The following is a 22210-nucleotide window of genomic DNA, read 5'->3' on the forward strand; positions in this document are numbered from 1 at the left end:
TCTGAACCAATGGTTACGGAGACATGGCGTGTGGGATATCGGGGGGCGGCTCGCGGGCGTCCACATACGCGGACACATGCCTGGCCGTACGTCCCTCCCCCCGTGGAGGGACGTACGGCCAGGGGGTCAGGGGGGTTCAGCGGGTACGCCGGCGCAGCAGCCAGAAGGCGGTCGCGGCGGCCGTGGCGGCGACGGCCAGGGCGAGGCCGGTGCCGATGAGCTGGAGGGGCCAGAAGTGGGACGCGGGGTGGAAGTCGGTGAAGTAGCCGGTCACGTCGTGGTCGGCCAGGCACTGCGCGTCGTCGCGGCACATCGGGTCGGCGATGCGGGCGCCGGTGGAGGTGAGGGCGCCCTGGCCGCCGAAGATGACGTCGACCGTGCCGCCCGGGTAGCCGGTCCGCAGGGTGCCGGTGCGGGTCTCCCACGGCCACAGCCGCGGGGTCGCGAGGCCGACAGCGAGGCTCGTGCCCCAGATGGCGACGAGGGCGGCGACGAGCGCGGGCAGCGAGCGGCGCAGCAGCAGGCCCGCGAGGGCGCCGAGGGCGAGGGCGGCGAGGGGCCAGACGATGGCGAGGGGGCCGTTGGCGGCGAAGGTGTCGTCGTCGTACCAGCTCCAGTTCATCGGGGCTGCCTGTGCCTCGAAGACCAGGCGGTGCAGCAGGACCAGGACGGCTGTGCCGGCGGTGAGCAGGGCGGCGGGCACGGCGAGCTTGGCGGCCAGCCAGCGGGCCGGGGAGACGCCCTGTGTCCAGGCCAACTGGGCGGTGCCCTGCTCCAGTTCACGGCCGATCAGGGCGGCGCCGGCCCAGGCGGCGACCAGGCTGGGCAGCAGGGCGATGGCGTACTCGGCGAGCGCGTAGACCCGGTTGTACCGCTCGAGGCCCGGACCCCACTGGCAGACGTCGGTCCCGTTCAGGCAGAGCCGCCGCCACTCGTCGGCGGCCGCGCTCGCGCCGGGGCCGTACGCCCACAGCAGGGCCGCCGAGACCCCGGCGAAGACGACGGCCCAGACGATCAGCGCGGTCCGGTGCAGCCGCAGCATCGTGCGGCCGGTGCCGGCGGGCGCGGAGGTGGTGGACAGGACGGCGGTCATACGGAGGCTCCCTTACGGACGGCCGGCGCCGTGGTCCGGCGGCGCAGCAGCCGGAAGGCGATCAGGGTCGCGACGGCGGCGACGGTCAGGACGATGCCGGTCTCCACGAGGTGGAGGGGCCAGTAGTGGGACTGGGGGTGATAGGTGGTGTAGTGGCCGGTGATGCCCAGGTCGTCGAGGCAGCGCTCGTTCTCGGCCGAGGTGCCGTCGCACTCCCAGTACGGGACGTCCTGAGTGCGGCGGCCGTCGATGATCGCGCCGTTCTCCAGCGGCCACCAGCTGCGGCTTGCCTCGAACTCGGGCGGGGAGGTCCGGGTCACCGTAGGCCAGAAGGACTCGCGGTAGCGCTCCAGGAAGAAGTTGAGCGTCCACATCGCGCCGAGGGACACGGCCAGCGCGGGTAGCGCGCGGCGCAGCAGGAGTGCGGTCAGTGTGCCGACGGCGAGGGCGCACAGGGCGTACGCCACGGTCGCCGGGCCGCGGGCCACGAAGACGTCGGCGAAGGCCCAGTCGTCGCCCATCAGGTCACGGTTGGCGGCCCACCCCCAGCGGAACGCGACGACGAGCATGATGCCGCCGACCGTGAGCACCAGCGCGGGGACGGCGAGCTTGGCGGCGAGCCAGCGGGCCGGGGAGACGCCCTGCGTCCAGGCGAGCCGCGCGGTGCCCTGCTCCAGTTCGCGGCCGATCAGGGCGGCGCCCGCCCAGGCGGCCACGGCCAGGAAGCCGTAGCAGATGAACGTGCTGATCCAGCTGATGGGAGCGCTGTACGACGTGTTGGCGAACGGGTCGGCGCAGTAGGCGAGCGGGTCGCAGCGGGCCGACTTCGCGCGGGCGGAGTCCGCGGTGACGGTGTTCAGCCACACCAGTCCGGCGATCGTGCCGGTCACGAAGAGACCCCAGACGATCAGGGCGGTGCGGTGCAGCCGGAGCACGGCGCGGGGCGGGCCGGTCAGGGGGGTGGTCATCGGGCGGCTCCCTTGTCGGCGGTCCGGCGGCGCAGCAGCCGGAAGGCGATCAGCGTCATGAGGGCGGCGGCGGCCAGGACCGCGCCGGTGGCCGTCAGCTGGAGCGGCCAGTAGTGGGAGGCGGGGTGGTAGTCGGTGTAGTAGCCGACCGCGTCGAGGCGGTCGAAGAGCTCCCGGCACTCGGCGGTCGCGGTGCTGCCGCAGCCGGGGTTGTCGATGTGGGCGCCGGTGGCGGTGACCAGGCCCTGGTCGACCAGCAGGCCGGGGTACCCGGGGCCGCCGTCGAGGCCGCTGACGCCGGTGGCCGTCGGCCACAGGTGCGGCAGGGCGAACCGGAGCGCGGTCCACAGTGCGGCCACGGCGACGGCGGCGGCACCGAGCGCGGCCAGCGAGCGGCGGAGCAGCAGGCCCGCGAGGGCGCCGGCGGCCAGGCCGGCCAGGGCGAGGGCGACGACGAGGGGGCCGTTCGCGTAGAAGGTCTCGGTGCTGAACCAGGACTTGGTGTTGTCGACCCGGCTCCGGCCCGCCGACCACGTCAGGTGGTGCAGCAGGACCAGCAGCCCGGTGCCGGCGCCGACCAGGGCGGCCGGCACGGCCAGTTTGGCGGTGAGCCAGCGGGCCGGGGAGATGCCCTGGGACCAGGCCAGCTGTGCGGTGCCGTGCTCCAGTTCGCGGCCGGTGAGCGCGCCGCCCGCCCAGGCGGCGACCAGGAAGGGGACGGCCAGGACGGCGAAGGACGCGTACAGGTAGACGTCCTTGTAGCGCAGGATCGCGTCCTGGTCGTAGCGGCAGACACCGCCCGTGGCACAGGCGTTGTACTGCCGCCACGCCTCGGCGGCGGCGTCGGTGAGCGGGCCCCACAGCCACAGCAGCGTGCCGCCGAGGAGCACGAGGAGGCCGGTCCAGACGTACAGCGCGGGCCGGTGCACGCGCAGCAGCCAGGGGAGCAGCCGCGGGGCGGCGACGGTCGGGGCGGTCACGCGCGCGTCTCCTCGGACTCGGACTCGGACCCGGACGCGGACCCGGACGCGGCCCCGGACCCGGACTCGGCCGGGCTCGGGGTCTGGGTCGGGGTGAGGGCGGGGGCGTCCGGGTTGCGCAGATGGGCGAGGACGAGCTCTTCGAGGGTGGGCATGCTCGCCCGCCAGTCGTCGGAGAGCGGGCCCGTCGGGCGGATCAGCGCGGTGAGCTGACGGCCGGTGGTGCGGGACTCGACGACGGTGTGGTCGCCGAGGGAGCCCTGCGCGGGGCCCGACACGCGCGTGTGCGCCGCGAGCAGGTCGTCGATCTCCCCGGCGAGCCGGACCCGGCCGTCGCCGATCAGCAGGAGGTGGTCGCAGGACCCTTCGAGCTCGGCGACGACGTGCGAGGACATCACGATCGTCGTGCCGTGCTGCGCGGCCTGCACCATCAGTACGCCCATCAGCTCGTGCCGGGCCAGCGGGTCGAGGTCGGCCATCGGCTCGTCCAGCAGCAGCAGTTCGGGCCGCTTGGCCAGCGCGAGGGCGAGCGCGACGCGGGTGCGCTGGCCGCCGGACAGGGAGCGGACCCGGGCCTTCGGGTCGAGGTCGCCGCCGGCCGCGATCCGTTCGGCGGCGGCGGCGTCCCAGCGGCCGGGGTTCAGGTCGGCGCCGGTGCGCAGCGTCTCGGCGACGGTGAGCTGCGGGTACAGCGGCTTGTCCTGGGCGACGTAGCCGACACGCGCGCGTGCCGACGCCGGGTCCGTGCCGAGGACGGTGACGGTGCCGTCTTCGGGGGCCAGCAGCCCGGCGGCGAGGGCCAGCAGGGTGGACTTGCCGGCACCGTTGGGGCCGACGACGGCACAGACGCGTCCGGCGGGCAGCCGGAACGTGCAGTCGCGCAGGGCCCAGCGCCGCCTGAAGCGTTTCCCGAGGGCGGCTGCCTCAAGGGCGGTGTCGGTCATGACGGGTCTCCCTGGAAGTGCTTCTCGAGTACGGCGGTGAAGAGTGCGGCCACGTCGTCCCGGTCGAGACCGGCCTCGCGGGCCCTGGCCGCCCACGCGTCCAGTTCGGTGCGCAGCGGCGAGTCGGCCGGGGCGGTGCCCAGCGACTTCCGTACGAACGTGCCGAGTCCTCGCCGCGCCTCGACGAGGCCTTCGCGTTCCAGCTCGCGGTACGCCTTGAGGACGGTGTTGGGGTTGATGGCGGTGGCCTCCACGACCTCGCGGGCCGTGGGCAGCTTGTCGCCGGGCATCAACAAGCCCAGTCGCAGGGCCTGTTTGGTCTGCTGGACGATCTGGACATAGGTGGCGACGCCGGAGCGCCGGTCGATGCGGTACGCGACCACTCGTACAACCACCCTTTCACTAATTGAGTAGTGAAAGGGTGGTGTAAAACAAGGGGCGGCGTCAAGGGCGCCGCCCCTTATGCGGGTGATGTCAGGTTTCGGTGCGGTACATGAGGTCCGTCTCGTACGTGGTGAACCCCAGCCGCTCGTACACCGACACCGCCGCCTTGTTGTCGGCGTCGACGTAGAGCATCGCCGTCGGCAGCCCCTGTCCCGCCAGATGCCGCAGCCCGATCGTGGTGAGCGCCTTGCCCAGGCCGCCGCCCTGCGCGCCGGGCCGTACGCCGAGGACGTACACCTCGCCGAGCCGCTCCTCCGAGTGCACCTTCGTCCAGTGGAACCCGATGAGTTCGTCGCCGCGGAAGGCCAGGAAGAAGCCGGCCGGGTCGAACCAGGGCTGGGCCTTGCGGTCGTCGAGGTCGCGCTGGGTGAGGGAACCCTGTTCGGGGTGGTGGGCGAAGGCGGCGGCGTTCACCTCGAGCCAGGCCGCGTCGTCCTCGCCCGGCACGAAGGTGCGGACCGTGACGCCCTCGGGGAACACGGGGTCCGGCAGGTCGAGGTCGGCCAACGAGCGCCGCATCTGGCGCAGTTCGCGGAAGAGCGTGAGCCCGAGGACCTGGGCGAGATGCCGGGCGGCGGAGTGCCCGCCGTGCGCCCAGACGCGCAGCCGCTTGCCGGAGGCGGCCAGCAGGGCCGCGCCGAGGGCCCGGCCGTGACCGTGGCCGCGGTGCTCGGGGTGGACGACCAGCTCGGCGGCCGGTGCCTCCACCGGATCGGTGTCCTCCAGCTGGGCGTAACCGACGAGTTCGTCGCCGGCGGACAGCAGCAAATGAGCCACGCCGGGGCGCTCCCCGCCCCGCAGTTGCAGCCGTCCCTGCTCGGACACCGCCTGCTGCCCGTCGCTGTGAGCGGCCTCCGCGAGCAGCCCGAGGACGGCCTCGGTCTGGCCTTCGGAGAGCGCCGAGTAGGTCTCGATGGAGCGGTTCCGGCCGGGCCTTGCGGTGTCGTCGCTGGTCATGCGTACGAGGGTACGGGGAGCCCCCGGCGAAGTGGCGGCAAAGAAGCAACCAGGATGTAACCACGAACCACCTACCGCGCTACGCGCGTTGACTCTAGGCTGCGCCGGACGGGGCCATGTCATAAACCATCGCCAGAACCTCTCCGGAACCATCTCCGGAACCCACTCCAGGGGGGCGCATGCCAGCCACTTCCTCGGTGCACCACCGCCGCAGACGCCGTACGCACATCCTTCTCGCCTCCGCCGCCGGTCTGGTCACCGTCGGCGCCCTGGCCGTGGCGCTGCCGGCGACGGCCACCGCGTCGCCGACGAGTTCGAGCAGCAAGCACGGCGGCGGTTACAGCCGCTACCAGGACGTCCAACTGCTGTCCTTCAACGACCTGCACGGCAACCTGGAGCCGCCGGCCGGCTCCTCCGGCCGCGTCACCGAGGTCCACGAGGACGGCACGACCGAGACCATCAACGCGGGCGGCGTGGAGTACCTCGCCACGCACCTGCGTCAGGCCCGCGAGGGCAACAAGTACTCCATCACCGCGGCCGGCGGTGACATGGTCGGCGCCTCGCCGCTGATCTCGGGCCTCTTCCACGACGAGCCCACCATCGAGGCGCTGAACAAGCTCGAGCTGGACGTCACGTCCGTCGGCAACCACGAGTTCGACGAGGGCGCGAAGGAACTGTCCCGTCTGCAGAACGGCGGCTGCCACCCGACGGCCGGCTGCTACACGGACGAGAGCTTCGCGGGCGCCGACTTCCCGTACCTCGCGGCCAACGTCCTCGACGAGAAGACCGGCAAGCCGATCCTCAAGCCCTACTGGGTGTGGAAGAAGAAGGACGTCAAGGTCGGCTTCATCGGCGTGACCCTGGAGGACACCCCGGGGATCGTCTCCGCGGACGGCGTCAAGGGACTCAAGTTCAAGGACGAGGTCGAGACGATCAACAAGTACGCCAAGGTGCTCCAGCGCCAGGGCGTCAAGTCGATCGTCGCGCTGATCCACGAGGGCGGGGCCCCGGCCTCCTCGGCGTACAACTACGACTGCGACGCGCCGGGCGCCGGTGACGGCATCTCCGGTCCGATCGTCGACATCGCCAAGAACATCACGCCGCAGGTGGACGCGCTGGTCACCGGCCACACCCACGCCGCGTACGTGTGCACCGTCAACGACCCGGCGGGCAAGCCGCGCATGGTGACGTCCGCCGCGTCCTTCGGCCGCCTCTACACCGACACGACGCTGACGTACGACCGCTTCACGGGTGACATCGCCCGTACGGCCGTGAAGTCCGCGAACCACGTGGTCACCCGGGACGTCCCCAAGGCGCCCGACATGACCGAGCTGATCAGCAAGTGGAACACCCTCGCGGCGCCCATCGGCAACCGCGCGATCGGCTACGTCTCCGCCGACATCCCGAACACCGGCACCGAGTCCCCGATGGGCGACCTCATCGCGGACGCGCAGTTCGCGTACGCCAAGGAGCTCGACCCGGAGACCGACCTGGCGCTGATGAACCCGGGCGGTGTGCGGGCGGGACTGACGTACGCGGCCAAGGGAAGTGAAGGCGACGGTGTCGTCACCTACGCCGAGGGCTTCACGGTGCAGCCGTTCTCCAACACGGTGAACCTGCAGGACTTCACCGGCGCTCAGCTGGTCCAGATCCTCAAGGAGCAGGTCAGCGGCTCGAACGAGGCCTCGCCGAAGATCCTGCAGCCGTCGGAGGGCCTGACGTACACGCTGGACCTGACGAAGACGGGTACCGACCGTGTGGTGACGGACTCGATCCGGCTGAACGGCGCCGCGATCGACCCGGCGGCCACCTATCGCGTCGCGACGAACAGCTTCCTCGCGGGCGGCGGCGACGGCATCACCACGCTGGGTCAGGGCACGAACGACCTGGTCGGGGCGGATGACCTGGCGGTGCTGGAGCAGTACCTGACGGCCAACTCGTCGGCCACGAGCCCGATTTCGCCGCCGGCGGCGAACCGGATCACGATCGTGAGCTAGGTCGCATACCCAGGGAAGAGGTTGCGGGTGGGGTCGGTACGCATGTTCGGATGGATCGATGCGTACCCCCCACCACATAGCGACGCATTCCCGTTCAAACCCGTACGAAGAGCTTGCCGCTCTCGACGACGGCCCTCTGGAGGAGTTCCTCCACGAGGGCACTGTCGAGGACGACTCCTTCGGGTCTGAGGACGAGGAGTGGGCCCCGCCGAACCACCGCCGTAACGGCCGGCGCCGGCGGGGCCGCCTCGCGGGCCTCCCGCTCGCCCTGAAGGCGGTGGTCGGACTGGTGGTCGTCGCCGCGTTCCTCGCCCTCGCCGACCGCTGGGCGCTTCTCTACGCCGAGCACCGGGCCGCGGACGCCCTCAAGGACCACATGAAGCTCGCCGCCGCACCCGAGGTGGAGATCGGCGGCTTCCCCTTCCTCACCCAACTCGCCGACGAGCGGCTGGACTCCGTACGCGTCACCGTGCCGGACGTCGCCGCCGAGCGGGTCTCGCTGGCCCAGGTCACGGCGACGGCGAGGAACGTACGCCTGGACGCCGACGGCCTGACGTCCGTGCGCGGCGCCGACGTCCCCGAACTCGACGGCGACGTCCTGCTCTCCTTCGCCGACCTGAACCGTGAACTCGGCGCGTCCCAGGTGACGTTCACGGGCCGGGGGAGCGACCGGGTGCTGGCGCGCGGCACGCTGCCGGTAGCCGGACACGACTTGCGCCTGCGGGCCGAGGCGCACATCCAGCGGAACGGTGACCGGGGCATCTCCACGGAGATCGGCGGGATGCGCCTGGACATCGGGGACCTGGCGACGTACCGCCCCGGCGTGCGCGCGTCGGAGGGCCTGCACCTGACCCGGAAGTCGGCCGCCCAGCTGGCCGGTGAGACCCGCAAGGCGAAGGCGCTGCTGTCGGTGCCGTCGGTGGTACGCCGGCTGGGGGTGCCGGAGTCCGCCGTACGCGAGGCGCTGCGCTCGGACGCCGAGCTGGCGAAACTCACCGGTACCCCGCGCTTCACTCGCCAGGCCATGCGCCTCAACCTCATCGACCTGGCCCTGGCCCACCCCGAGGTCCTCGAACGCCTGGGCCTGGACCCCGCCCTCCTCGACGCCCTGCCCCGCCTCACCCGCCCGGTCCTCGCCGACCGGCTGTCCCTGGGCTTCCGGGTGCCGTCGCCGGAGCGGGGGGAGCTGCGGCTGCGGGATGTTCGGGTGGAGGAGGACGGGATCAGGGTGCGGTTGGTGGGGGAGGGGCTGGCGGTCGGCGGCGATTAGCAGAGCAAGGAGAATCCCCTGAGCTGATCCTCAGGCGCTGAGCGCCTGCACGCGCCAGTTGAACAGGGCGGCCAGGAGAACGAACGAGGCCAGCGGAATCCACAGGAACATCAGGAGCGGCGAAGGCAGGTCGTCGGCGGTGAAGAACAGCACCGCCATGACCACGACCATGCCGACCAGGACGACGACGGCGCACAACGCCGCACTCCCCCAGGCCTGACGATGGGCGGCCCGCCGCCGGATCCGCTCCTCCACCTCGGGCCGCCGCTCCCAGGCCGTCCCACGGTGCCGGGCAGCCGCCGCACGCACGTCGGCGACCTCGGTGCGGAGTGCCTCCACGTTCATCTCGTCGAGGAAGGGGAGGCGGAGTCGGCGGCCGTCGGTGTCGTACAGGCAGGCGAACGCCGAGGGCTGATGACGGCCTGCGTAGGCGTTGGCTTCGACCCGGATGTCGTAGATGTCGCGCCAGGCCCGTCGCCGCTCGCGGATGATCCAGCGCACGGTGATCCCGTCGACTCCCACGACCGTACGGGCCCGGCGGGGGTAGAGCGCCAGCCAGGAGAAGCTGACCAGCATGAGTACGGCCCACGTCGGCTTGACCCAGGATGGCAGGGGGGACTCCCTGGCCGTCTGATAGGCGAACTGCACCACCATGACCGCGATGAGGAAATGCCAGTGCCCGGACAGCCTCTTCTGCCGTGAGTAGACCCGCTTGAGCCCACACGAGCCCATGTCCCCGCCCATCGACCCTCCCGAACGTCTGATCGGGGTGATCGTAGGGAAAGATGTGGTTGTCAGGCGACCCGGTGGACCCGCTGAGTGGTCAGCTCGTAGCGGGCGCCCACGATGCCAGTTAGCGGGTGCTGACCTTCGCGGCGAGGTCCGGTTCCGCGGCGAGGCGGGCGCGGACGGCTCGTACGTTGGCGTCGATGCGGGCGGCACCCTCCTTGGTACTGCGGCTCCGGGCGCCCCTCGCGTGTGGCGGCGCGCCCGGATTGGATCAGAGGGCGACCAGATCGATGACGTTGATCACGACGTGCTGGTTGGAGAAGACGTAGGTGATGAAGCCGCCGGTGAAGGCGGCCGACCAGCTGCTGTCCCAGGGCCGGGGATCAGCGGTGGTGCACCGGGCTTCGGCGGCTACTCTCGTCTCTCCGTCGACCTGGACTGCAGGGGAGCAGACTGTGCGCAACGCCGCCGTGACGCCCGAGGGTGATCAGATCCGCTGGGTTGAGCTGCCGGGACAGGAGCCGTCACGCGTCTACGTGCATGGTCTGGGCGCTACTTCGCCCGCCTACTTCACACAGGTGGCGGTCCATCCTCTGCTGGCCGGCCGCCGTTCGCTGCTGATCGACTTGCTCGGGCACGGCATCAGTGACCGGCCGACGGGCTTCGACTACACCCTGGAATCGCACGCCGATGCCCTCGCCGCGGCCTTGACCTGCGCGGGTGTTACCGGCGCCGAGCTGATCGCGCACAGCATGGGCGGCTCGGTGGCCATCGTCCTGGCCGCCCGGCACTCCCAGCTGGTCTCCCGCCTGGTCCTGGTCGACGCCAACCTCGACCCGATCCCACCCAGGCCCGGCTCCGCAGGCAGCAGCGGCATCGCCGCGTATTCCGAGCAGGAGTTCCTGGCGGGCGGCTGGGAAAAGATCCGCGACCGGGCCGGTTCCCACTGGTGGTCCACGATGCGCCTGGCCGGCCGGGAGGCCCTGCACCGCAGCGCGGTCCACCTCACCCGCGGCACCGTCCCCACCATGCGTGAACTTCTGCTGCACCTGAAGATTCCCCGCACCTACCTGCTGCCCGAGGCTGACGGCCCGCTCCCGGGCACTGGCGCGCTCGTTGAAGCGGGGGTGGCCGTGGTCCCGATCCCGGACTGCGGGCACAACATCATGCTGGATAATCCGGAAGGCTTCGCCCGCGCCACCGCGGCGGCGCTCGCGGACCGAGACCAGCGATAGCCAGGCCATCCGCGAAGGCGGAGCGTGACGTGGAGGGGGCCGCACGGGTTCCTCGTGGGTGATGACGAGGGAACGTGCCCGAATGCACGACCAGACGGCCGTGCGCACTGACGGCACGCCGAGCAGTTCCGCCTCCAGGCGTACCCGCCGGGGGTTGTCACCGTGGACATCAACTCGCCGGGCATGCTCGGCTTCAACCGACCACCCTGCGTCGTGCAGACGCAGACGAAGGGGAGTCACCTTCACAGTCCGCTCCCGGGGATGCGTTCGCCTCGTGCGCGGCGTTTTCGGGTAGTTCCCGGACGCGCGGCAATCCGGACGCGGCGACCCACAGCACGCTCAGCACGGCCCCCACGGTGCCGATCCACAGGGTGGGCCGCAGGCCGAGCGCGGTACCCAGCGTGCCGGCCAGCACCGCGCCGACCGGACGCACTCCGAAGTTGGCGGTCTGCACCACGCCCATCACGCGGGAGCGCAGCGTCTCCGGGATGACGGCGATCAGGTAGCTGTTGGTGGAGATGTCCAGGATCGCGACCCCGCAGCCGGCGCAGAGGTGCGCAGCGGCCAGCGCCGTGATCACCACCGCCGCCGGGCCGCCGGCCAGCGGGACCAGCAGCAGGGGCAGGCTGAACCACAGGAAGCCGGTCGCGATGGCCGGGCCGATGCCGATGTGCCGCACCACGCGGGGCGCGGCGTAGGCGCCGGCCAGTCCGCCGAGCCCGAACACGGCGAACACCGCTCCTATAGCCCCGGGGGTCAGTCCCAGTTCGGTGGCTCCGTACAGCACGAACAGCGTCATCAGGAAGGTGTGGCACAGACTGAGCATGGAGACGCCTGCCAGCAGCAGGCCCGGGGTGCGGTTCGCCGTCACCCACTGCAGCCCGTCCGTGAGCCCGCCCTCACCACGCGGTGCGGGCGGCGCCTCCTGTGCCCGTATACGTCCCAGGCAAACCGCCGACACGAGATAGGTGACGGCATCCATCAGCAGGGCGAACGGCGCCGACAGCGCCTGGACCAGCACTCCGCCCGTGCTCGGCCCGGCGACCGCGGAAACCGACCTGCTCCCGGTGAGCAGCGCGTTGCCGTCCACGTACCTGTCCGCGGTGACCACGGACGCGTACACGTGGTGATTGCAGACCCGGAACAACACGGTGAGCGCCCCGACGACGAACTCCGTCAGGAACAGATGAGCCAGCGTCAGCGACCCCCACGCATACGCCAGCGGTACGGAGGCGATCGCGGCGAACCGCCCGAGGTCCGCGACGATCATCGCCCTGCGTCGGTTGGTCTGCCGGTCCGCCCACGCCCCGCCGGGGATCGACAGCAGCAACGAGGGCAGCAGCGCCGCCGCCGTAAGCCACCCCATCTCGGTCGCACCCGCGTCCAGCAGCAGCACGGCGGCCAGCGGTATCGCCAAGATATTGATCTCGTCCCCGACCAGCGAGACGCTCTGCGCGGTCCAGTACAGCCGGAACCCCCGCTCCCGCAGCAGCCCCGCCCTCATCCCCACCTTGCTCATCGGGTGGCCCGGACGGTGAGGTCAGACGCGCCGCAGGCGCCGGAGCCCGTACCGCGCCCCATGCGCCACCCACGTGGCAAACCCCCGTGGCGGCCGGCAGACGGCAACAGCACCGTGGACGGAATGCGGCACAAGGCCGTCTTGCCCGCGCCGTTCGGGCCGAGCAGCCCGTGCACCTCGCCCTGCGGGGCGGCCAGGCACACCCGATCCAGCGCACACAGGTCCGGTCGGCTGTTGCGCGGATAGCGTCGGGTCAGCTCCCGGATCTCGATCGCGTTCCCGGTCACTGGCCGGCCCCGTGCACGGGCATGGGCAGGGTCAGCAGCATGATGTGGGAGACGGGCTCATCGTCTGCCGGCCGCCAGTGGCCGATCTGGCGGTAGCCCCACGCGGCGTAGGCGGCGTGCGCCGGTGCCGCTTCCGGATCGGGCCGCATCGCCAGCGTGACGCGCTCGACGCCCAGGCCCTCCAGGAGGTGGGCGTGCATCTGGGCCGCCACTCCCTGCCGCCGCCATCCGGTGCGTACCGCGAGTTCGACGATGCCCAGCGTGCGTTCACCGGTCTCGGCCGCGAACTGAGCGGTCGTCTCCTCGTCCATCGCCTTCCACCAGCCGGTGTCCGGCGGCAGGGGGTAGCCGAAGGCGTAGCCGACGGGCAGGTCGCCGCAGCGGGCGATGACGAGGCGGGCTCGGGGAACCCTGACCTCCTGGGCGAAGCGGTCCACGAAGTCGGCGATCCCCTTCGTGCCTTCGCAGTAGGGCGGGTCGGCCCAGATCTCCTTGTACATCGGCAGCACGACGTCGAGCTGCACGGCGCACTCCAGCCCCTCCCACCGCTCCACCGTGATCGGTGGGTTCCCCATCGTCTTCCTCCCGTCTGCCGCCACCAGCCGAAGCCGACGTCTGCTAGCTAGAGCCAGTTCGGCCCGACAGGGATGGACCTGCGGGACCGCTCACCAACGCCGACGCCACCCTTGGTACTGATGCCGGCCATCGATATGACCGGGTAGCGGACGGACCTGCGGGTACCCATGCCGGGGCCGCCGGTCTTCAATGTGGCGGGGTGGCGGACAGACCTGCGGCTACCGACGCCCGGAGTGTTTTTGCAACGGGTGCCGATGCCCCCACCGTTCTTCGCGGTGGCGGGGTAGCGGACCGACCTGCGGGTGCGGGTACCTACGCTTGGACCGCCGGCCCTCGAAGTGGCGGGGTGGCGGACAGACCTGCGGGTACCGATGCCCGGGGTGCCTTTGCTACGGCTGCCGACACCAGAGCCGACTTTCGCAGTGGCCGGGCGGTGCACGGGCCTGCGGGTACCCATGCCCGGACCGGAGCCCTTCAAAGTGGCGGGGCGGCGGACAGACCTGCGGGTACCGACGCCCGGCTGGCCTTTGCAACGGCCGCCGATGCCCGGGCTGTTCTTCGCCGTGGCGGGGTGGCGGACAGACCTGCGGGTACCGGCGCCCGGGCTGCCCTTCGCGGTGGCGGGGCGGTGCACGGGCCTACGGTTACCGGCGCCCGGGCCGTTCTTCGCCGTGGCGGGGTGGCGGACAGACCTGCGGCTACCGACGCCCGGGCCGCTCTTCGCGGTAGCGGGGTAGAGAGCGGGTGTGCCTAGGGCACGGACGGGGGCCTCGGCACCCACCTCAGGGTCTATAAGCGCGATCATGTGTCCGGTCCTTTCGACGTCGAAGCGGGTTACGGCACTGCTGCGAACGCAGGCAGCGGCAGGTCAGCCGGGCTGCCTCTGTCCAGGGCCGATGGGACGACGAGACGCCGCGGGCGGCCTTCTGCCTCGCTGTCTGCGTCACCCCTGTCGGTGACGGCTCGTTCATCGTCTGCTGATAGCACGTCGGCGGAAACCTGAAAGGTTATAGGGCGCCCGGCGTCGATCGGCTACACGCCGAGGGGCACGGGATCGCCGACGAGGCCGTCGTATGGCTGTCCCTGCTCAAGTTCCAGAATGTGATCGTCCTGTGCTGCTTCGGCTTCATTCCGTCCGCCCGGGCGAACGGGCTGCGGATCCTGCGTGGCCTGGATGCGGCCGGGCTCGAAGGGGGCGATGACGGTGGCGACCCGGAGAAGTCGTGGGCCGGGTGCCGGGCGGAGGTCGTCACCTTCCCCGCCCGGCAAGGGGAGAGGAAGGACGTTGTAGACCGTCCCTGTGCCAGGTTCGACGGGTTCGACGCCGAACGACCATTGCAGACCAGGCACGAGGTCGTGTGGCGCCCCACCGCGCGGTGTAGCCACACGGACCGCGCCTCCCCTCGGCACCGCGCCCGAGGACCCGGTCGGTTCGCCTCCCGGCCGACCGCGCAGCTCGTGCACGTCACGCCACGATCCGCCGCCTGCCCCACCTCATCGCCCCGCGCAGAGCCATGACCTCCACGCCGCGGGACGCCACCCCGGTGATTGGCGGTTTTGTCTCATGCCCATGCCCATGCCCATGCCCCGTGACCTGGGGTGTCTGCTACCCAGGTTGGAACACATCCACCAATCGCACGGCTATGGCTTCCGGGTGACCGTGGTGCTCGTGGGCATAAGCGGTATGGGCCGGCGAGATGCTGGCTGCGCCACCTCACTGACCTGCCGAATCATGAACTCCGCACCACTACACCACGCCGCAGGACGCCACCCGAGGTCGCCATGGTGATTCTGTGTGAGGCGGCAGAGCGACCCACCAGCTGACGTCTGGAGTGCTGCCCCGGTATCAACCAGTAGTGCCTTCTGATCCTCGGGGGATCTGCCGGCCCGACACGACCGCCAGGTCTGCCCTCGTCACGCTCCCGGCGCCGGCCCAGGCGGTGAGCTCGTCATACGTCGTCATGTGAGAGTCCTCCCGGGACCGGCTGCGGCTGCGGACCCTGTCGAGCAGGGCTGACAGGCCTCAGGGGTCGCCAGGGTCCTATCGGCTTCAGGTTCCGATGTTCACAGTTCGCTCCCGGGGATGCGCTCGCCTCGGCTGACCGCGATGCGGAGTGCGTCGCCCAGGGACTCGGCCGCCCGGGTGAGCGCGAAGCGCACGGCTCGCTCACCCGCGTTGGGGTCGGCGAGTACGGCCCTGGAGCCCGCGAGTACCTGTTCCCCGGAGGCGAGTTGGGCTGCCTCGATGCCGTCGGCGATCAGGGAGAGTCTGCTGTGCGGGCTGTCGGTGCTGAGGTAGCAGGGGTTGCCTTCGGGGGTGGTCCAGGGGAGGAGGCGGAGGTTGTCGGTCGGGGTCGGCTTCTCGGGGGCGTTCACGCGGAAACCTCGATCCCGTGGATGTGGCGCGGGCCTACGTCGATGCCGTGCACGGCGAGCCACAGGGCTCGGTGTCGTTGCCGTTGGAGCTTGCGCTGGTGGCGTTCTTCCGGGGTGAGGAGGTACGGGCGTACGAGCTGGCCGTCGGGCTCGAAGGGCCATACGTCGAGAGGGCGGCGGGTCGCTTCCACCGGCCGTTCCTGGGTGGGCGGTTGGGGGTAGACGGCTCGGTGTCGGCCTCGTACGGGCAGCAGTGCCCGTACGAGTGCGAGGAGTAGTAACTCGCAGAATCCCGCGATACGTTCCCTCATGTCGGCGCTCCTTCGCAGCGTTGGCCACGCCCCCGGGCCGAGCACCATCGGCTGCGGGGGTTTGTCGTGGCGTGGTTCTGACGAGCGGTGATTACCGTTCGTGCCTCGATCGTCACTGGTGACACGTACGCTGCGGAAGGGGGTCGGTGTTGTCTGCGGCTCCAGGCAACAGGGAGGGGTGACGTGGCCGAACAGGTTGACGCGCAAGGCGAGTCGGGGCGTGCGGTGCTGGGGCGGACGCTTCGGTTTCTGCGCGAGAAGGAGGGCAAATCGCTGGGGCAGCTGGCCGATGAGACCGGGTACGACAAGAGCTATCTGAGCCGTCTGGAGTCGGGCGAACGGCTGTCCAAGGTGACGGTCATGGAGGACCTGGACGGGTACTACGGGGCCGGTGACCTGCTGGTCAGCCACTGGAAGGCGGCGCGGCTCGACGCGTTCAAGGACCAGTACAAGGAATACATGAAGCTGGAGTCGACGGCACGGGTCATGTGGGTGTTCACGCCGGGTGTGCCTGGGCTTCTGCAGACCGAGGACTTCGCCCGGGAGGTGTTGTCTAAGGCCCAGACAACGGCTGATGTTGACGAGTGGGTCGAGGAACAGGTGGCGGCGCGGTTGGGGCGGCAGTATCTGCTACGGCAGGAGCCGCAGCCCGATGTCCGCATCATCCTGGACGAGTTCGCGCTCCGGCGTCCCGCTGCCAGCGCCCAGACCTGGCACGACCAGCTTCTTCACCTTGAGGCCGCCGCGCTGTGGCCCAACGTGGCGCTTCAGGTACTGCCGTTCTCTGCGGGCGCGCACCACCATATGAACGGGTCGCTGACACTGCTGTGGCAGCGGGACGGAAGTGCCGTTGCCTACAAGGAAGGCAACGGTTGCAGTCGGTTGATCGAGGATCCAGACGAGGTCCTGCGGAACCGACTGTCCTACGATCGGCTCCGCGACCTGGCGTTGTCCCCGTCGGACTCGCTCAAGTTCATCAGGCGCGTACTGAAGGAGCACAGGCACCATGAAGCGCACCCCTGACCTCAGCGCCGCCGTCTGGCGCAAGTCGAGCTACAGCGAAGGGGGAGCCAACGACTGCGTCGAGATCGCCGACGGCTACCCCGGCCTCGTCCCCGTCCGCGACAGCAAGCTCCCCGAGGGCCGCGTCCTGGTCTTCGGCGCCTCGTCCTGGTCCGCATTCGTGCACGGTGTGAGGGAGCCCGCGTGACCCCCGACCTCAGCACCGCCGTCTGGCGCAAGTCGAGCTACAGCGAAGGGGGAGCCAACGACTGCGTCGAGGTCGCCGACGGCTACCCCGGCCTCGTCCCCGTCCGCGACAGCAAAGTCCCGTACGGCCCGCGGCTCGTGTTCGGCGCGACCTCATGGGCGTCGTTCCTGACGGAGATGAAGAGCGAACTGCGGTGACCCAGAGGACCGGTCAGGCCGTTCCGCCGATGCCGGAGCGCACTCCCAAAGCGCTGCGCGACGCCATCGCCCAGCACGCCTCACAGCTCCTCAGCGGAAGTGGGCTGAACCGGGATGGGACGATCGCGCGTGAAGGTGCGCTGAGCCGTGTGCCAGAAGCTTTCGCCCCTGTCGTCGATGCCTCCCGCGCTCAGATCACCGAGATGTTCGGCAGCACACGACTGCACAGTGCCTATCTCTACGGCAGCATTCCCCGCGGCGCCGCCATCCCCGGTGTCTCCGACCTCGACCTGCTTCTCGCCCTCCGCGACGAGCCCACTGAGGCCGACAGAGCGGACGCCAAGACGATCGAGGCCGCTCTCGACCGTTCCTGTGCCCAAATCAACGGCGTCGGTATCCTCCTGTCCGGCGCACGCACCCTTCTCAGCGAACTCGAACGCCATGACGGCGGCTTTTTTGTCGCCTGCCTGTGTACCCCACTGCTGGGCCACGACCTCGCCGAACAGCTTCCCCGTTACCGCCCCACATCCTTGCTCGCCCGCGAGACGAACGGCGACCTCCCACTGGTGCTCCCGCGATGGCGTGCCCGAGCGGCCGAGGCCGCCACGGACGCCGACCGCAAGACCCTCAGCCGAGTCGTGAGCCGCCGCATCGTCCGCACAGGGTTCACGCTGATCATGCCTCGCTGGGGCGGCTGGACGAGCGACCTCAGCGAGTCCGCCGAGCTGTTCGGCCGCTACTACCCCGAGCGCGTCGAGCAGATGCGCATCGCTGCGGCCACCGGCCGCACGCCCTCGGCAGACCCGGCGGTACTCAGCATGCTCATCGACCACCTGGGACCCTGGCTCGCAGCCGAATACACAGCCGTGCACGGCGAGAAGGCGCCCCGCCCCTGAGTTGCTCGGGGCGTCACCCGACGGCATCCCGACTTTGCCGTCTCTTTACAACCCGTACCCCCGCTCTCTCGTCTCTCCGCTCGATCCCTGGCACAACACGCCCGCCCGCCCACCATGTAACCGGGCCGGCGGACCGACGAGAGAGAGCGATTCATGCGCCGAACTGTCCTCAGCGCCATAGCACTTGCCTGCACCGCCGTACTGGCGAGCACCGCGCCCGCCTTCGCCGACGACGCGACCCCGGTTCCCTCGGTCCCCGCCACCGTGGCCCCGTCCGAGGCCCCGTCCCCTGTCCCTTCGGTCCCCGCCACCGCGGCCCCGTCCGAGGCCCCGTCCCCCGTGCCCTCGGCGGAGGACGAGGGCCAGGTCTCCGTCGTGCCCAGCGGTGCCCCGGACACCGGTGTGGCGCCGGAGTCGGCGCGTTCCGGGGCCGACGGCGGGCTGATCGGCGGGGGCGCTGCCGCCGCGGTGCTGGTCGGGGGTGGCGCGGCGGTCTATGTCGTACGGCGTCGGCGGGCGAGCCGGGTATGACGCGTACGGCGTCGGCGGGCGAGCCGGGTACGACGTCGGCGTCGCCGCTCTCCAGGCGCGCCTTCGTCACCGCGGCGACGGCCTCGCTGCTCGTGAGTTGCGGCGGCGGTCAGGGAGGTGGACCACGGGCCACGACCGGCGGCGGCACCCCCAGCAGCACGCCACCGTCTCCGCGGGCCTCCGCGAACTCGGCGCGCGCTGTCGGCCGTTCGGTCCCGGTCCGGCTGCGGATCCCCGCCGTCGGGGTCGACACCCCGGTCATGCGGCTGGGATTGGCCCCGGACGGCAGCGTGCAGGTGCCCCCGATCACGAAGCACGACCGGGCAGGCTGGTACCGGCACTCGCCGACGCCGGGTCAGACCGGGCCGTCGGTGATCCTCGGTCATGCCACGGTCGGTGCCTACGGGGACGGCGTCTTCCGGCACCTCGCGCGGTTGCGGCGGGGCGAGCGGATCGTGGCGAGCCTGGAGAACGGCACGGCGGCGGTGTTCGCCGTGACCGCCGTACGGACGGTCGCCAAGGCCGACTTCCCGGTGGACGCGGTCTACGGGAACGTGGACCGCCCCGAGCTGCGGCTCATCACCTGCGGCGGCCCCCGAACCGACGACGACGGTTACCGCGACAACGTGATCGTCTTCGCCGCCCTGAACTCCACAAGCCCTGGAGAGCGTTGAAACGGCCCCGCGACAAGTTCCGCGACACGTCCCGCGAGAGGGCGGCGTCCGAGTTGTTCGCCGCCCTCTACCCGCGCCTCGCCGGCTGGTGCCGTCGGCTGGTCGACGACGACCAGACGGCCCACGAGATCGCCTCGGAGGCGTTCACCCGGCTGTGGGCCCGCTGGACGTCCGTCGCGGAGCCCCAGGGCTTCCTGTACGTCACCGCGGCCAACCTCGTCCGGGACCACTGGCGCAAGCTGGAGCGCGAGCGCAGAGCCGTCCGCCGGGCCACCGTCGAAGCCGCCGTACGCCCGCCGGCCGAGCAGGCGGACCCCTCGGTCCGTCTGCTCGTGCAGTCGTTGCCGGAACGACTGCGCGTCCCGATCCTGCTGCACTACTACGCTGACATGCCGATCCGGGAGGTGTCCGTGCTGACCGGGCGCAAGGAAGGAACCATCAAGGCCGACCTCCACGCGGCCCGCGAACTGCTCCGCGCCCATCTGGGGAGAAGCCTTGATCACACACTCTGACGAGGGTCCGGACTTCGAGCCGGACGACCCCCTCGCCGTCATCCTGCGACCGCCCGCCACCCACCTCGGCCCGCCGCCCGGCCGCTACGAGGCGATCCGCCGTGCCGCGGCACGCCGTCGACTGCTCCGTGCCGCCGCCGGGGTCGGGGTGGCGGGCGCCGTCGCCGTCGCCGTCCTCGTCGCGCTGCCGCTCCACCCGGGGACAGCCGAGGGACCCGCGTCCCCGACGGTGCCGCTCGCCCCGGCTCCCGCGAGCAGCCCGCCGGCCACGCCCACCCCGTCGGCGTCCCCGGTACCCCCCGTCACCTCCAACCCCGCCGAGGCGACCGGGACCGACACCCCGGCCGCCTCCACACAGGCACCGACGTCGCCCTCCGCAGTGCCGTCGCCGGTTCCGACCACGGACGACCTCAGGAAGCCGTAGGCGTCCAGCCGCCCAGCCAGTCCGCGACCTCCTGGCCGGTGGCCTGGGCGTCGGTCAGATGCGGGCGGTCGCTGCTCGCGCTGCCCGCTCCCGGGCCGGTGTTCTTGTACTCGGCGAACCGGTCGTCCTTCCAGGAGAAGCCGCTCATGTCGGTCCAGGGCGTGGACTTGATCGCGGCGCTGAGGTTGGTGTTGCGGACCGTGGTCTGCGGGTCGAGGGCGGCGTCGCCGCCGGCGTGCCAGGGGCGGCCGAGGTAGAAGCTGCCGGCCGACACGTCGCCGTTCACCGTGGAGTTGGCGATCAGGAAGCCCTTGCGGTTCGCGACCGTGCTCGGGGCGGTGATGTAGCCGGCGGAGGTGCCGTTCCAGCGCTTCTTGAGGGTGATGATCGAGCGGTCGATGACCGCCGTCGCGCGGCCGAAGATGAAGTCGACGTTGCCGACGACGTAGGAGTTGGTCATGTAGACCCGGCCGAGCTTGTCCTTGGCGGCCGTGTCCAGGAGCAGGGTGTCCTGGTCGCCCGTGACGATGACGCCGTCCAGGAAGACCTTGTCGGCGGCGGTGCGCAGGGCGACGGCCTGGTGGCCGGAGAGCGACTGGTTGGCGGCCTCGTCGAAGTCGTTGGAGATGGTCAGGTTGCGGGCCTGGAAGTCGTCGGCCTGGACGGCGACGGTGGCGCTGCCGCCCGTGCCGTAGTTGCCGGAGCCGTCGGGCTTGGGGGTGCCCGCCGCGTTGTTGTAGACGATCACCGTGTCCTTCCGGCTGCCGCCCGTGCCCTGGATGGTGACGTGCGGCTTGTTGGAGGGGACCTTCACCAGCTCGCGGTACGTGCCCGGCTTGACGGAGATCACGACGCGGGAGGGGTTGTTCGCCGGTACGGCGTTCACCGCGGCCTGCACGGTCCGGTACTGGCCGCTGCCGTCCTTGGCGACGGTGAGGGTCGTGGCGGCGGCGGCGCTGGTGGTGGCAGTCGTACCGATGGAAGTGCGCGGCCCCACACCGGACTTGAGGAGCGACGGCACGTCGGCTGTCTTGTCGAGGCTGTAGCTGTAGTAGCTCTTCGGATCGAAGGCCGTACCGCCGCTCTCGTTACGCCCGCTGGTGCCGACGAACGTGTTCCCCTTCTGGACGATGCTCGCCGTGCTGTCCTTGGTGACGGGGTTCCTCATGCCCTGGAAGTAGGAGTTCTCCAGGACCATCCTGGTCCTGCCGCGCGAGTAGTTGCCGTAGGACGACTTGATCGTGGTCCCGGCGGCGTCCTCCAGGAAGTTGTTGTAGAGGTGCGCGTGGGCCGCGTTGTCCGTCGACGGGTTGCGCTGCTCGGTCTCGCGGAACCAGTTGTGGTGGATCGTGATGTCCGTGACGAGGTTCTCGGTCCAGCCGATGCCGAACGTTTTGTTGTTGTCGCTCAGCTTGTTCCAGGACACCGTCACATTGGTGCTGTCCTTGCGGATGTCGATGAGCCCGTCGGCCATGTGCCGCAGGTCGTTGTGGTCGATCCAGACGTGGTGCGCGCCGTCCATCTGGATCGCGTCGAAGTCGTGGTCCTTGTCGTTCCAGATGCCCTGGTACGAGTCCCGGATGGTCAGGTTCCGGATGATCACGTTGTGGACGCCGGTGCCGAGGAAGAACCCGCCGCCGACGATCTGCCCGGAGGTCCCGGCGCCGACGATGGTCTTGTCCGACTTGACCTTGATCTCCTTGCCGACCGGGTTCATGTTGATCGTGGCGGCGACGACGATGACGTACGGCTCGGCGGCGGTCGCGTACTTCTCCAGGTCGGCGAGCGTCTTCACGGTGACGGTCTTGCCGTCCCGGCCGCCGTAAGTGCCGTTCTGGCCGAGGGAGTTGACGGAGGCGAAGCCGTCGGCGGTGGCGGTCGCCCAGGCGGGTGCGGCGGCGGAGGCGGTGCGCTGTGCGCCTGCGCCGAAGAGGCCGGTGTCCGTGCCGTAGGCCATGGTCCCGGCGGCGGTCAGTGCGAGGGGGACGCCGATCGCCACGGCCGTCTTCCTTCTGCGGTGGCGGGCCCTGCTGCGGGGGGTTTCAGTCACGGCTGATTCCGATCAAGTGCGGGGTGGGTT

At 70.8% G+C, this 22210-nt stretch carries 25 protein-coding genes; 12 read left to right on the plus strand and 13 right to left on the minus strand.

Translation table 11 applies throughout. The features are described from left to right. Positions 1–136 precede the first annotated feature (136 nt). The 6 genes from AQJ91_RS13485 to mshD form a co-directional block, all read right to left on the minus strand. Positions 137–1093 (minus strand): hypothetical protein, encoded by a 957-nt coding sequence (locus tag AQJ91_RS13485; protein WP_067020335.1) that lies wholly within the window; start codon positions 1091–1093, stop codon positions 137–139. Continuing rightward, positions 1090–2061 (minus strand): ABC transporter permease subunit, encoded by a 972-nt coding sequence (locus AQJ91_RS55545; protein WP_067020338.1) that lies wholly within the window; start codon positions 2059–2061, stop codon positions 1090–1092. The genes AQJ91_RS13485 and AQJ91_RS55545 overlap by 4 nt, the downstream gene beginning before the upstream one ends. Further along, positions 2058–3041 carry an ABC transporter permease gene (locus tag AQJ91_RS13495; RefSeq protein WP_067020341.1) on the minus strand — a complete coding sequence of 328 codons (984 nt, stop codon included), beginning with the start codon at positions 3039–3041 and terminating at the stop codon, positions 2058–2060. The genes AQJ91_RS55545 and AQJ91_RS13495 overlap by 4 nt, the downstream gene beginning before the upstream one ends. Continuing rightward, entirely contained in the window at positions 3038–3985 is a 948-nt protein-coding gene (locus AQJ91_RS13500; protein ID WP_067020344.1) for an ABC transporter ATP-binding protein, read from the minus strand. The genes AQJ91_RS13495 and AQJ91_RS13500 overlap by 4 nt, the downstream gene beginning before the upstream one ends. After that, positions 3982–4368, minus strand: coding sequence for a GntR family transcriptional regulator (locus tag AQJ91_RS13505; protein ID WP_067020346.1), 387 nt, complete (start codon positions 4366–4368; stop codon positions 3982–3984). The genes AQJ91_RS13500 and AQJ91_RS13505 overlap by 4 nt, the downstream gene beginning before the upstream one ends. Before the next feature lie 91 nt (positions 4369–4459). Continuing rightward, a complete protein-coding gene (mshD, locus tag AQJ91_RS13510; protein WP_067020349.1) occupies positions 4460–5386 on the minus strand; it encodes a mycothiol synthase in 927 nt (308 codons plus the stop codon). Positions 5387–5565: 179 nt separating this feature from the next. On the opposite strand from mshD, the gene AQJ91_RS13515 reads away from it, so the two are divergent. Beyond that, positions 5566–7383 carry a bifunctional metallophosphatase/5'-nucleotidase gene (locus AQJ91_RS13515; RefSeq protein ID WP_067020353.1) on the plus strand — a complete coding sequence of 606 codons (1818 nt, stop codon included), beginning with the start codon at positions 5566–5568 and terminating at the stop codon, positions 7381–7383. A 58-nt stretch (positions 7384–7441) separates the two neighbouring features. After that, entirely contained in the window at positions 7442–8653 is a 1212-nt protein-coding gene (locus tag AQJ91_RS13520; RefSeq protein ID WP_067020356.1) for an LmeA family phospholipid-binding protein, read from the plus strand. A 30-nt stretch (positions 8654–8683) separates the two neighbouring features. Here the strand turns inward: AQJ91_RS13520 and AQJ91_RS13525 are convergent, their stop codons facing one another. Together AQJ91_RS13525 and AQJ91_RS53540 are read right to left on the minus strand one after the other, a co-directional pair. Next, positions 8684–9397, minus strand: a complete 714-nt coding sequence (locus tag AQJ91_RS13525; RefSeq protein WP_067020358.1) for a hypothetical protein — start codon at positions 9395–9397, stop codon at positions 8684–8686. A gap of 256 nt (positions 9398–9653) precedes the next feature. Next, entirely contained in the window at positions 9654–9845 is a 192-nt protein-coding gene (locus tag AQJ91_RS53540; protein ID WP_159054554.1) for a hypothetical protein, read from the minus strand. Between AQJ91_RS53540 and AQJ91_RS13530 the strand changes: the two genes are divergently transcribed. Beyond that, on the plus strand, positions 9838–10617 hold the full coding sequence (locus AQJ91_RS13530) for an alpha/beta fold hydrolase (RefSeq protein ID WP_067020361.1): 780 nt from the start codon (positions 9838–9840) through the stop codon (positions 10615–10617). The two genes, AQJ91_RS53540 and AQJ91_RS13530, sit on opposite strands and share 8 nt — an antisense overlap. A gap of 193 nt (positions 10618–10810) precedes the next feature. Here the strand turns inward: AQJ91_RS13530 and AQJ91_RS13535 are convergent, their stop codons facing one another. The 4 genes from AQJ91_RS13535 to AQJ91_RS13555 form a co-directional block, all read right to left on the minus strand. After that, a complete protein-coding gene (locus AQJ91_RS13535) occupies positions 10811–12136 on the minus strand; it encodes an MFS transporter (RefSeq protein WP_067020365.1) in 1326 nt (441 codons plus the stop codon). Then, positions 12133–12423: an ATP-binding cassette domain-containing protein gene (locus tag AQJ91_RS57765; protein WP_067020368.1), complete on the minus strand. Its 291-nt coding sequence runs from the start codon at positions 12421–12423 to the stop codon at positions 12133–12135. Before AQJ91_RS57765 ends, AQJ91_RS13535 begins: the two co-directional genes overlap by 4 nt. Beyond that, positions 12420–12998 carry a GNAT family N-acetyltransferase gene (locus tag AQJ91_RS13545; protein WP_067020371.1) on the minus strand — a complete coding sequence of 193 codons (579 nt, stop codon included), beginning with the start codon at positions 12996–12998 and terminating at the stop codon, positions 12420–12422. Before AQJ91_RS13545 ends, AQJ91_RS57765 begins: the two co-directional genes overlap by 4 nt. 2065 nt (positions 12999–15063) lie before the next feature. Further along, positions 15064–15375 carry a hypothetical protein gene (locus AQJ91_RS13555; RefSeq protein WP_067020377.1) on the minus strand — a complete coding sequence of 104 codons (312 nt, stop codon included), beginning with the start codon at positions 15373–15375 and terminating at the stop codon, positions 15064–15066. A gap of 17 nt (positions 15376–15392) precedes the next feature. Between AQJ91_RS13555 and AQJ91_RS53545 the strand changes: the two genes are divergently transcribed. From AQJ91_RS53545 to AQJ91_RS13600, 9 genes are all read left to right on the plus strand, one after another. Continuing rightward, positions 15393–15653: a hypothetical protein gene (locus tag AQJ91_RS53545; protein WP_067020380.1), complete on the plus strand. Its 261-nt coding sequence runs from the start codon at positions 15393–15395 to the stop codon at positions 15651–15653. Between the two features lie 216 nt (positions 15654–15869). Continuing rightward, positions 15870–16709 (plus strand): helix-turn-helix domain-containing protein, encoded by an 840-nt coding sequence (locus tag AQJ91_RS13565; protein ID WP_067020383.1) that lies wholly within the window; start codon positions 15870–15872, stop codon positions 16707–16709. Continuing rightward, positions 16693–16896 (plus strand): DUF397 domain-containing protein, encoded by a 204-nt coding sequence (locus AQJ91_RS13570; protein ID WP_067020386.1) that lies wholly within the window; start codon positions 16693–16695, stop codon positions 16894–16896. The genes AQJ91_RS13565 and AQJ91_RS13570 overlap by 17 nt, the downstream gene beginning before the upstream one ends. Beyond that, a complete protein-coding gene (locus tag AQJ91_RS13575) occupies positions 16893–17093 on the plus strand; it encodes a DUF397 domain-containing protein (RefSeq protein WP_067020389.1) in 201 nt (66 codons plus the stop codon). The genes AQJ91_RS13570 and AQJ91_RS13575 overlap by 4 nt, the downstream gene beginning before the upstream one ends. Positions 17094–17242: 149 nt before the next feature. Further along, positions 17243–17989, plus strand: a complete 747-nt coding sequence (locus AQJ91_RS13580; RefSeq protein WP_407696850.1) for a nucleotidyltransferase — start codon at positions 17243–17245, stop codon at positions 17987–17989. Positions 17990–18142: 153 nt separating this feature from the next. After that, a complete protein-coding gene (locus AQJ91_RS13585; RefSeq protein ID WP_067020392.1) occupies positions 18143–18520 on the plus strand; it encodes a Tat pathway signal sequence domain protein in 378 nt (125 codons plus the stop codon). Further along, entirely contained in the window at positions 18517–19194 is a 678-nt protein-coding gene (locus AQJ91_RS13590) for a class F sortase (protein WP_067020395.1), read from the plus strand. The genes AQJ91_RS13585 and AQJ91_RS13590 overlap by 4 nt, the downstream gene beginning before the upstream one ends. Further along, positions 19191–19706, plus strand: coding sequence for an RNA polymerase sigma factor (locus AQJ91_RS13595; protein ID WP_067020398.1), 516 nt, complete (start codon positions 19191–19193; stop codon positions 19704–19706). The genes AQJ91_RS13590 and AQJ91_RS13595 overlap by 4 nt, the downstream gene beginning before the upstream one ends. Then, positions 19690–20130: a hypothetical protein gene (locus AQJ91_RS13600; protein ID WP_067020401.1), complete on the plus strand. Its 441-nt coding sequence runs from the start codon at positions 19690–19692 to the stop codon at positions 20128–20130. Before AQJ91_RS13595 ends, AQJ91_RS13600 begins: the two co-directional genes overlap by 17 nt. Here AQJ91_RS13600 and AQJ91_RS13605 read toward each other — a convergent pair. Further along, the gene (locus AQJ91_RS13605; protein WP_067020405.1) at positions 20117–22180 is read right to left on the minus strand and encodes a pectinesterase family protein; all 2064 of its coding nucleotides are present in this window, start codon (positions 22178–22180) and stop codon (positions 20117–20119) included. The two genes, AQJ91_RS13600 and AQJ91_RS13605, sit on opposite strands and share 14 nt — an antisense overlap. Between the last annotated feature and the right edge of the window lie 30 nt (positions 22181–22210).

The sequence above is a fragment of the Streptomyces dysideae genome, assembly GCF_001514305.1.
GTDB classification, from domain to species: domain Bacteria; phylum Actinomycetota; class Actinomycetes; order Streptomycetales; family Streptomycetaceae; genus Streptomyces; species Streptomyces dysideae.

Bases quoted from the DNA above. Each gene is read 5' to 3' on its own strand.
- AQJ91_RS13485 (WP_067020335.1), bottom strand. From the start codon at position 1,093: ATGACCGCCGTCCTGTCCACCACCTCCGCGCCCGCCGGCACCGGCCGC.
- AQJ91_RS55545 (WP_067020338.1), bottom strand. From the start codon at position 2,061: ATGACCACCCCCCTGACCGGCCCGCCCCGCGCCGTGCTCCGGCTGCAC.
- AQJ91_RS13500 (WP_067020344.1), bottom strand. From the start codon at position 3,985: ATGACCGACACCGCCCTTGAGGCAGCCGCCCTCGGGAAACGCTTCAGG.
- mshD (WP_067020349.1), bottom strand. From the start codon at position 5,386: ATGACCAGCGACGACACCGCAAGGCCCGGCCGGAACCGCTCCATCGAG.
- AQJ91_RS13515 (WP_067020353.1), top strand. From the start codon at position 5,566: ATGCCAGCCACTTCCTCGGTGCACCACCGCCGCAGACGCCGTACGCAC.
- AQJ91_RS13520 (WP_067020356.1), top strand. From the start codon at position 7,442: ATGCGTACCCCCCACCACATAGCGACGCATTCCCGTTCAAACCCGTAC.
- AQJ91_RS13525 (WP_067020358.1), bottom strand. From the start codon at position 9,397: ATGGGCGGGGACATGGGCTCGTGTGGGCTCAAGCGGGTCTACTCACGG.
- AQJ91_RS13535 (WP_067020365.1), bottom strand. From the start codon at position 12,136: ATGAGCAAGGTGGGGATGAGGGCGGGGCTGCTGCGGGAGCGGGGGTTC.
- AQJ91_RS13545 (WP_067020371.1), bottom strand. From the start codon at position 12,998: ATGGGGAACCCACCGATCACGGTGGAGCGGTGGGAGGGGCTGGAGTGC.
- AQJ91_RS13570 (WP_067020386.1), top strand. From the start codon at position 16,693: ATGAAGCGCACCCCTGACCTCAGCGCCGCCGTCTGGCGCAAGTCGAGC.
- AQJ91_RS13585 (WP_067020392.1), top strand. From the start codon at position 18,143: ATGCGCCGAACTGTCCTCAGCGCCATAGCACTTGCCTGCACCGCCGTA.
- AQJ91_RS13590 (WP_067020395.1), top strand. From the start codon at position 18,517: ATGACGCGTACGGCGTCGGCGGGCGAGCCGGGTACGACGTCGGCGTCG.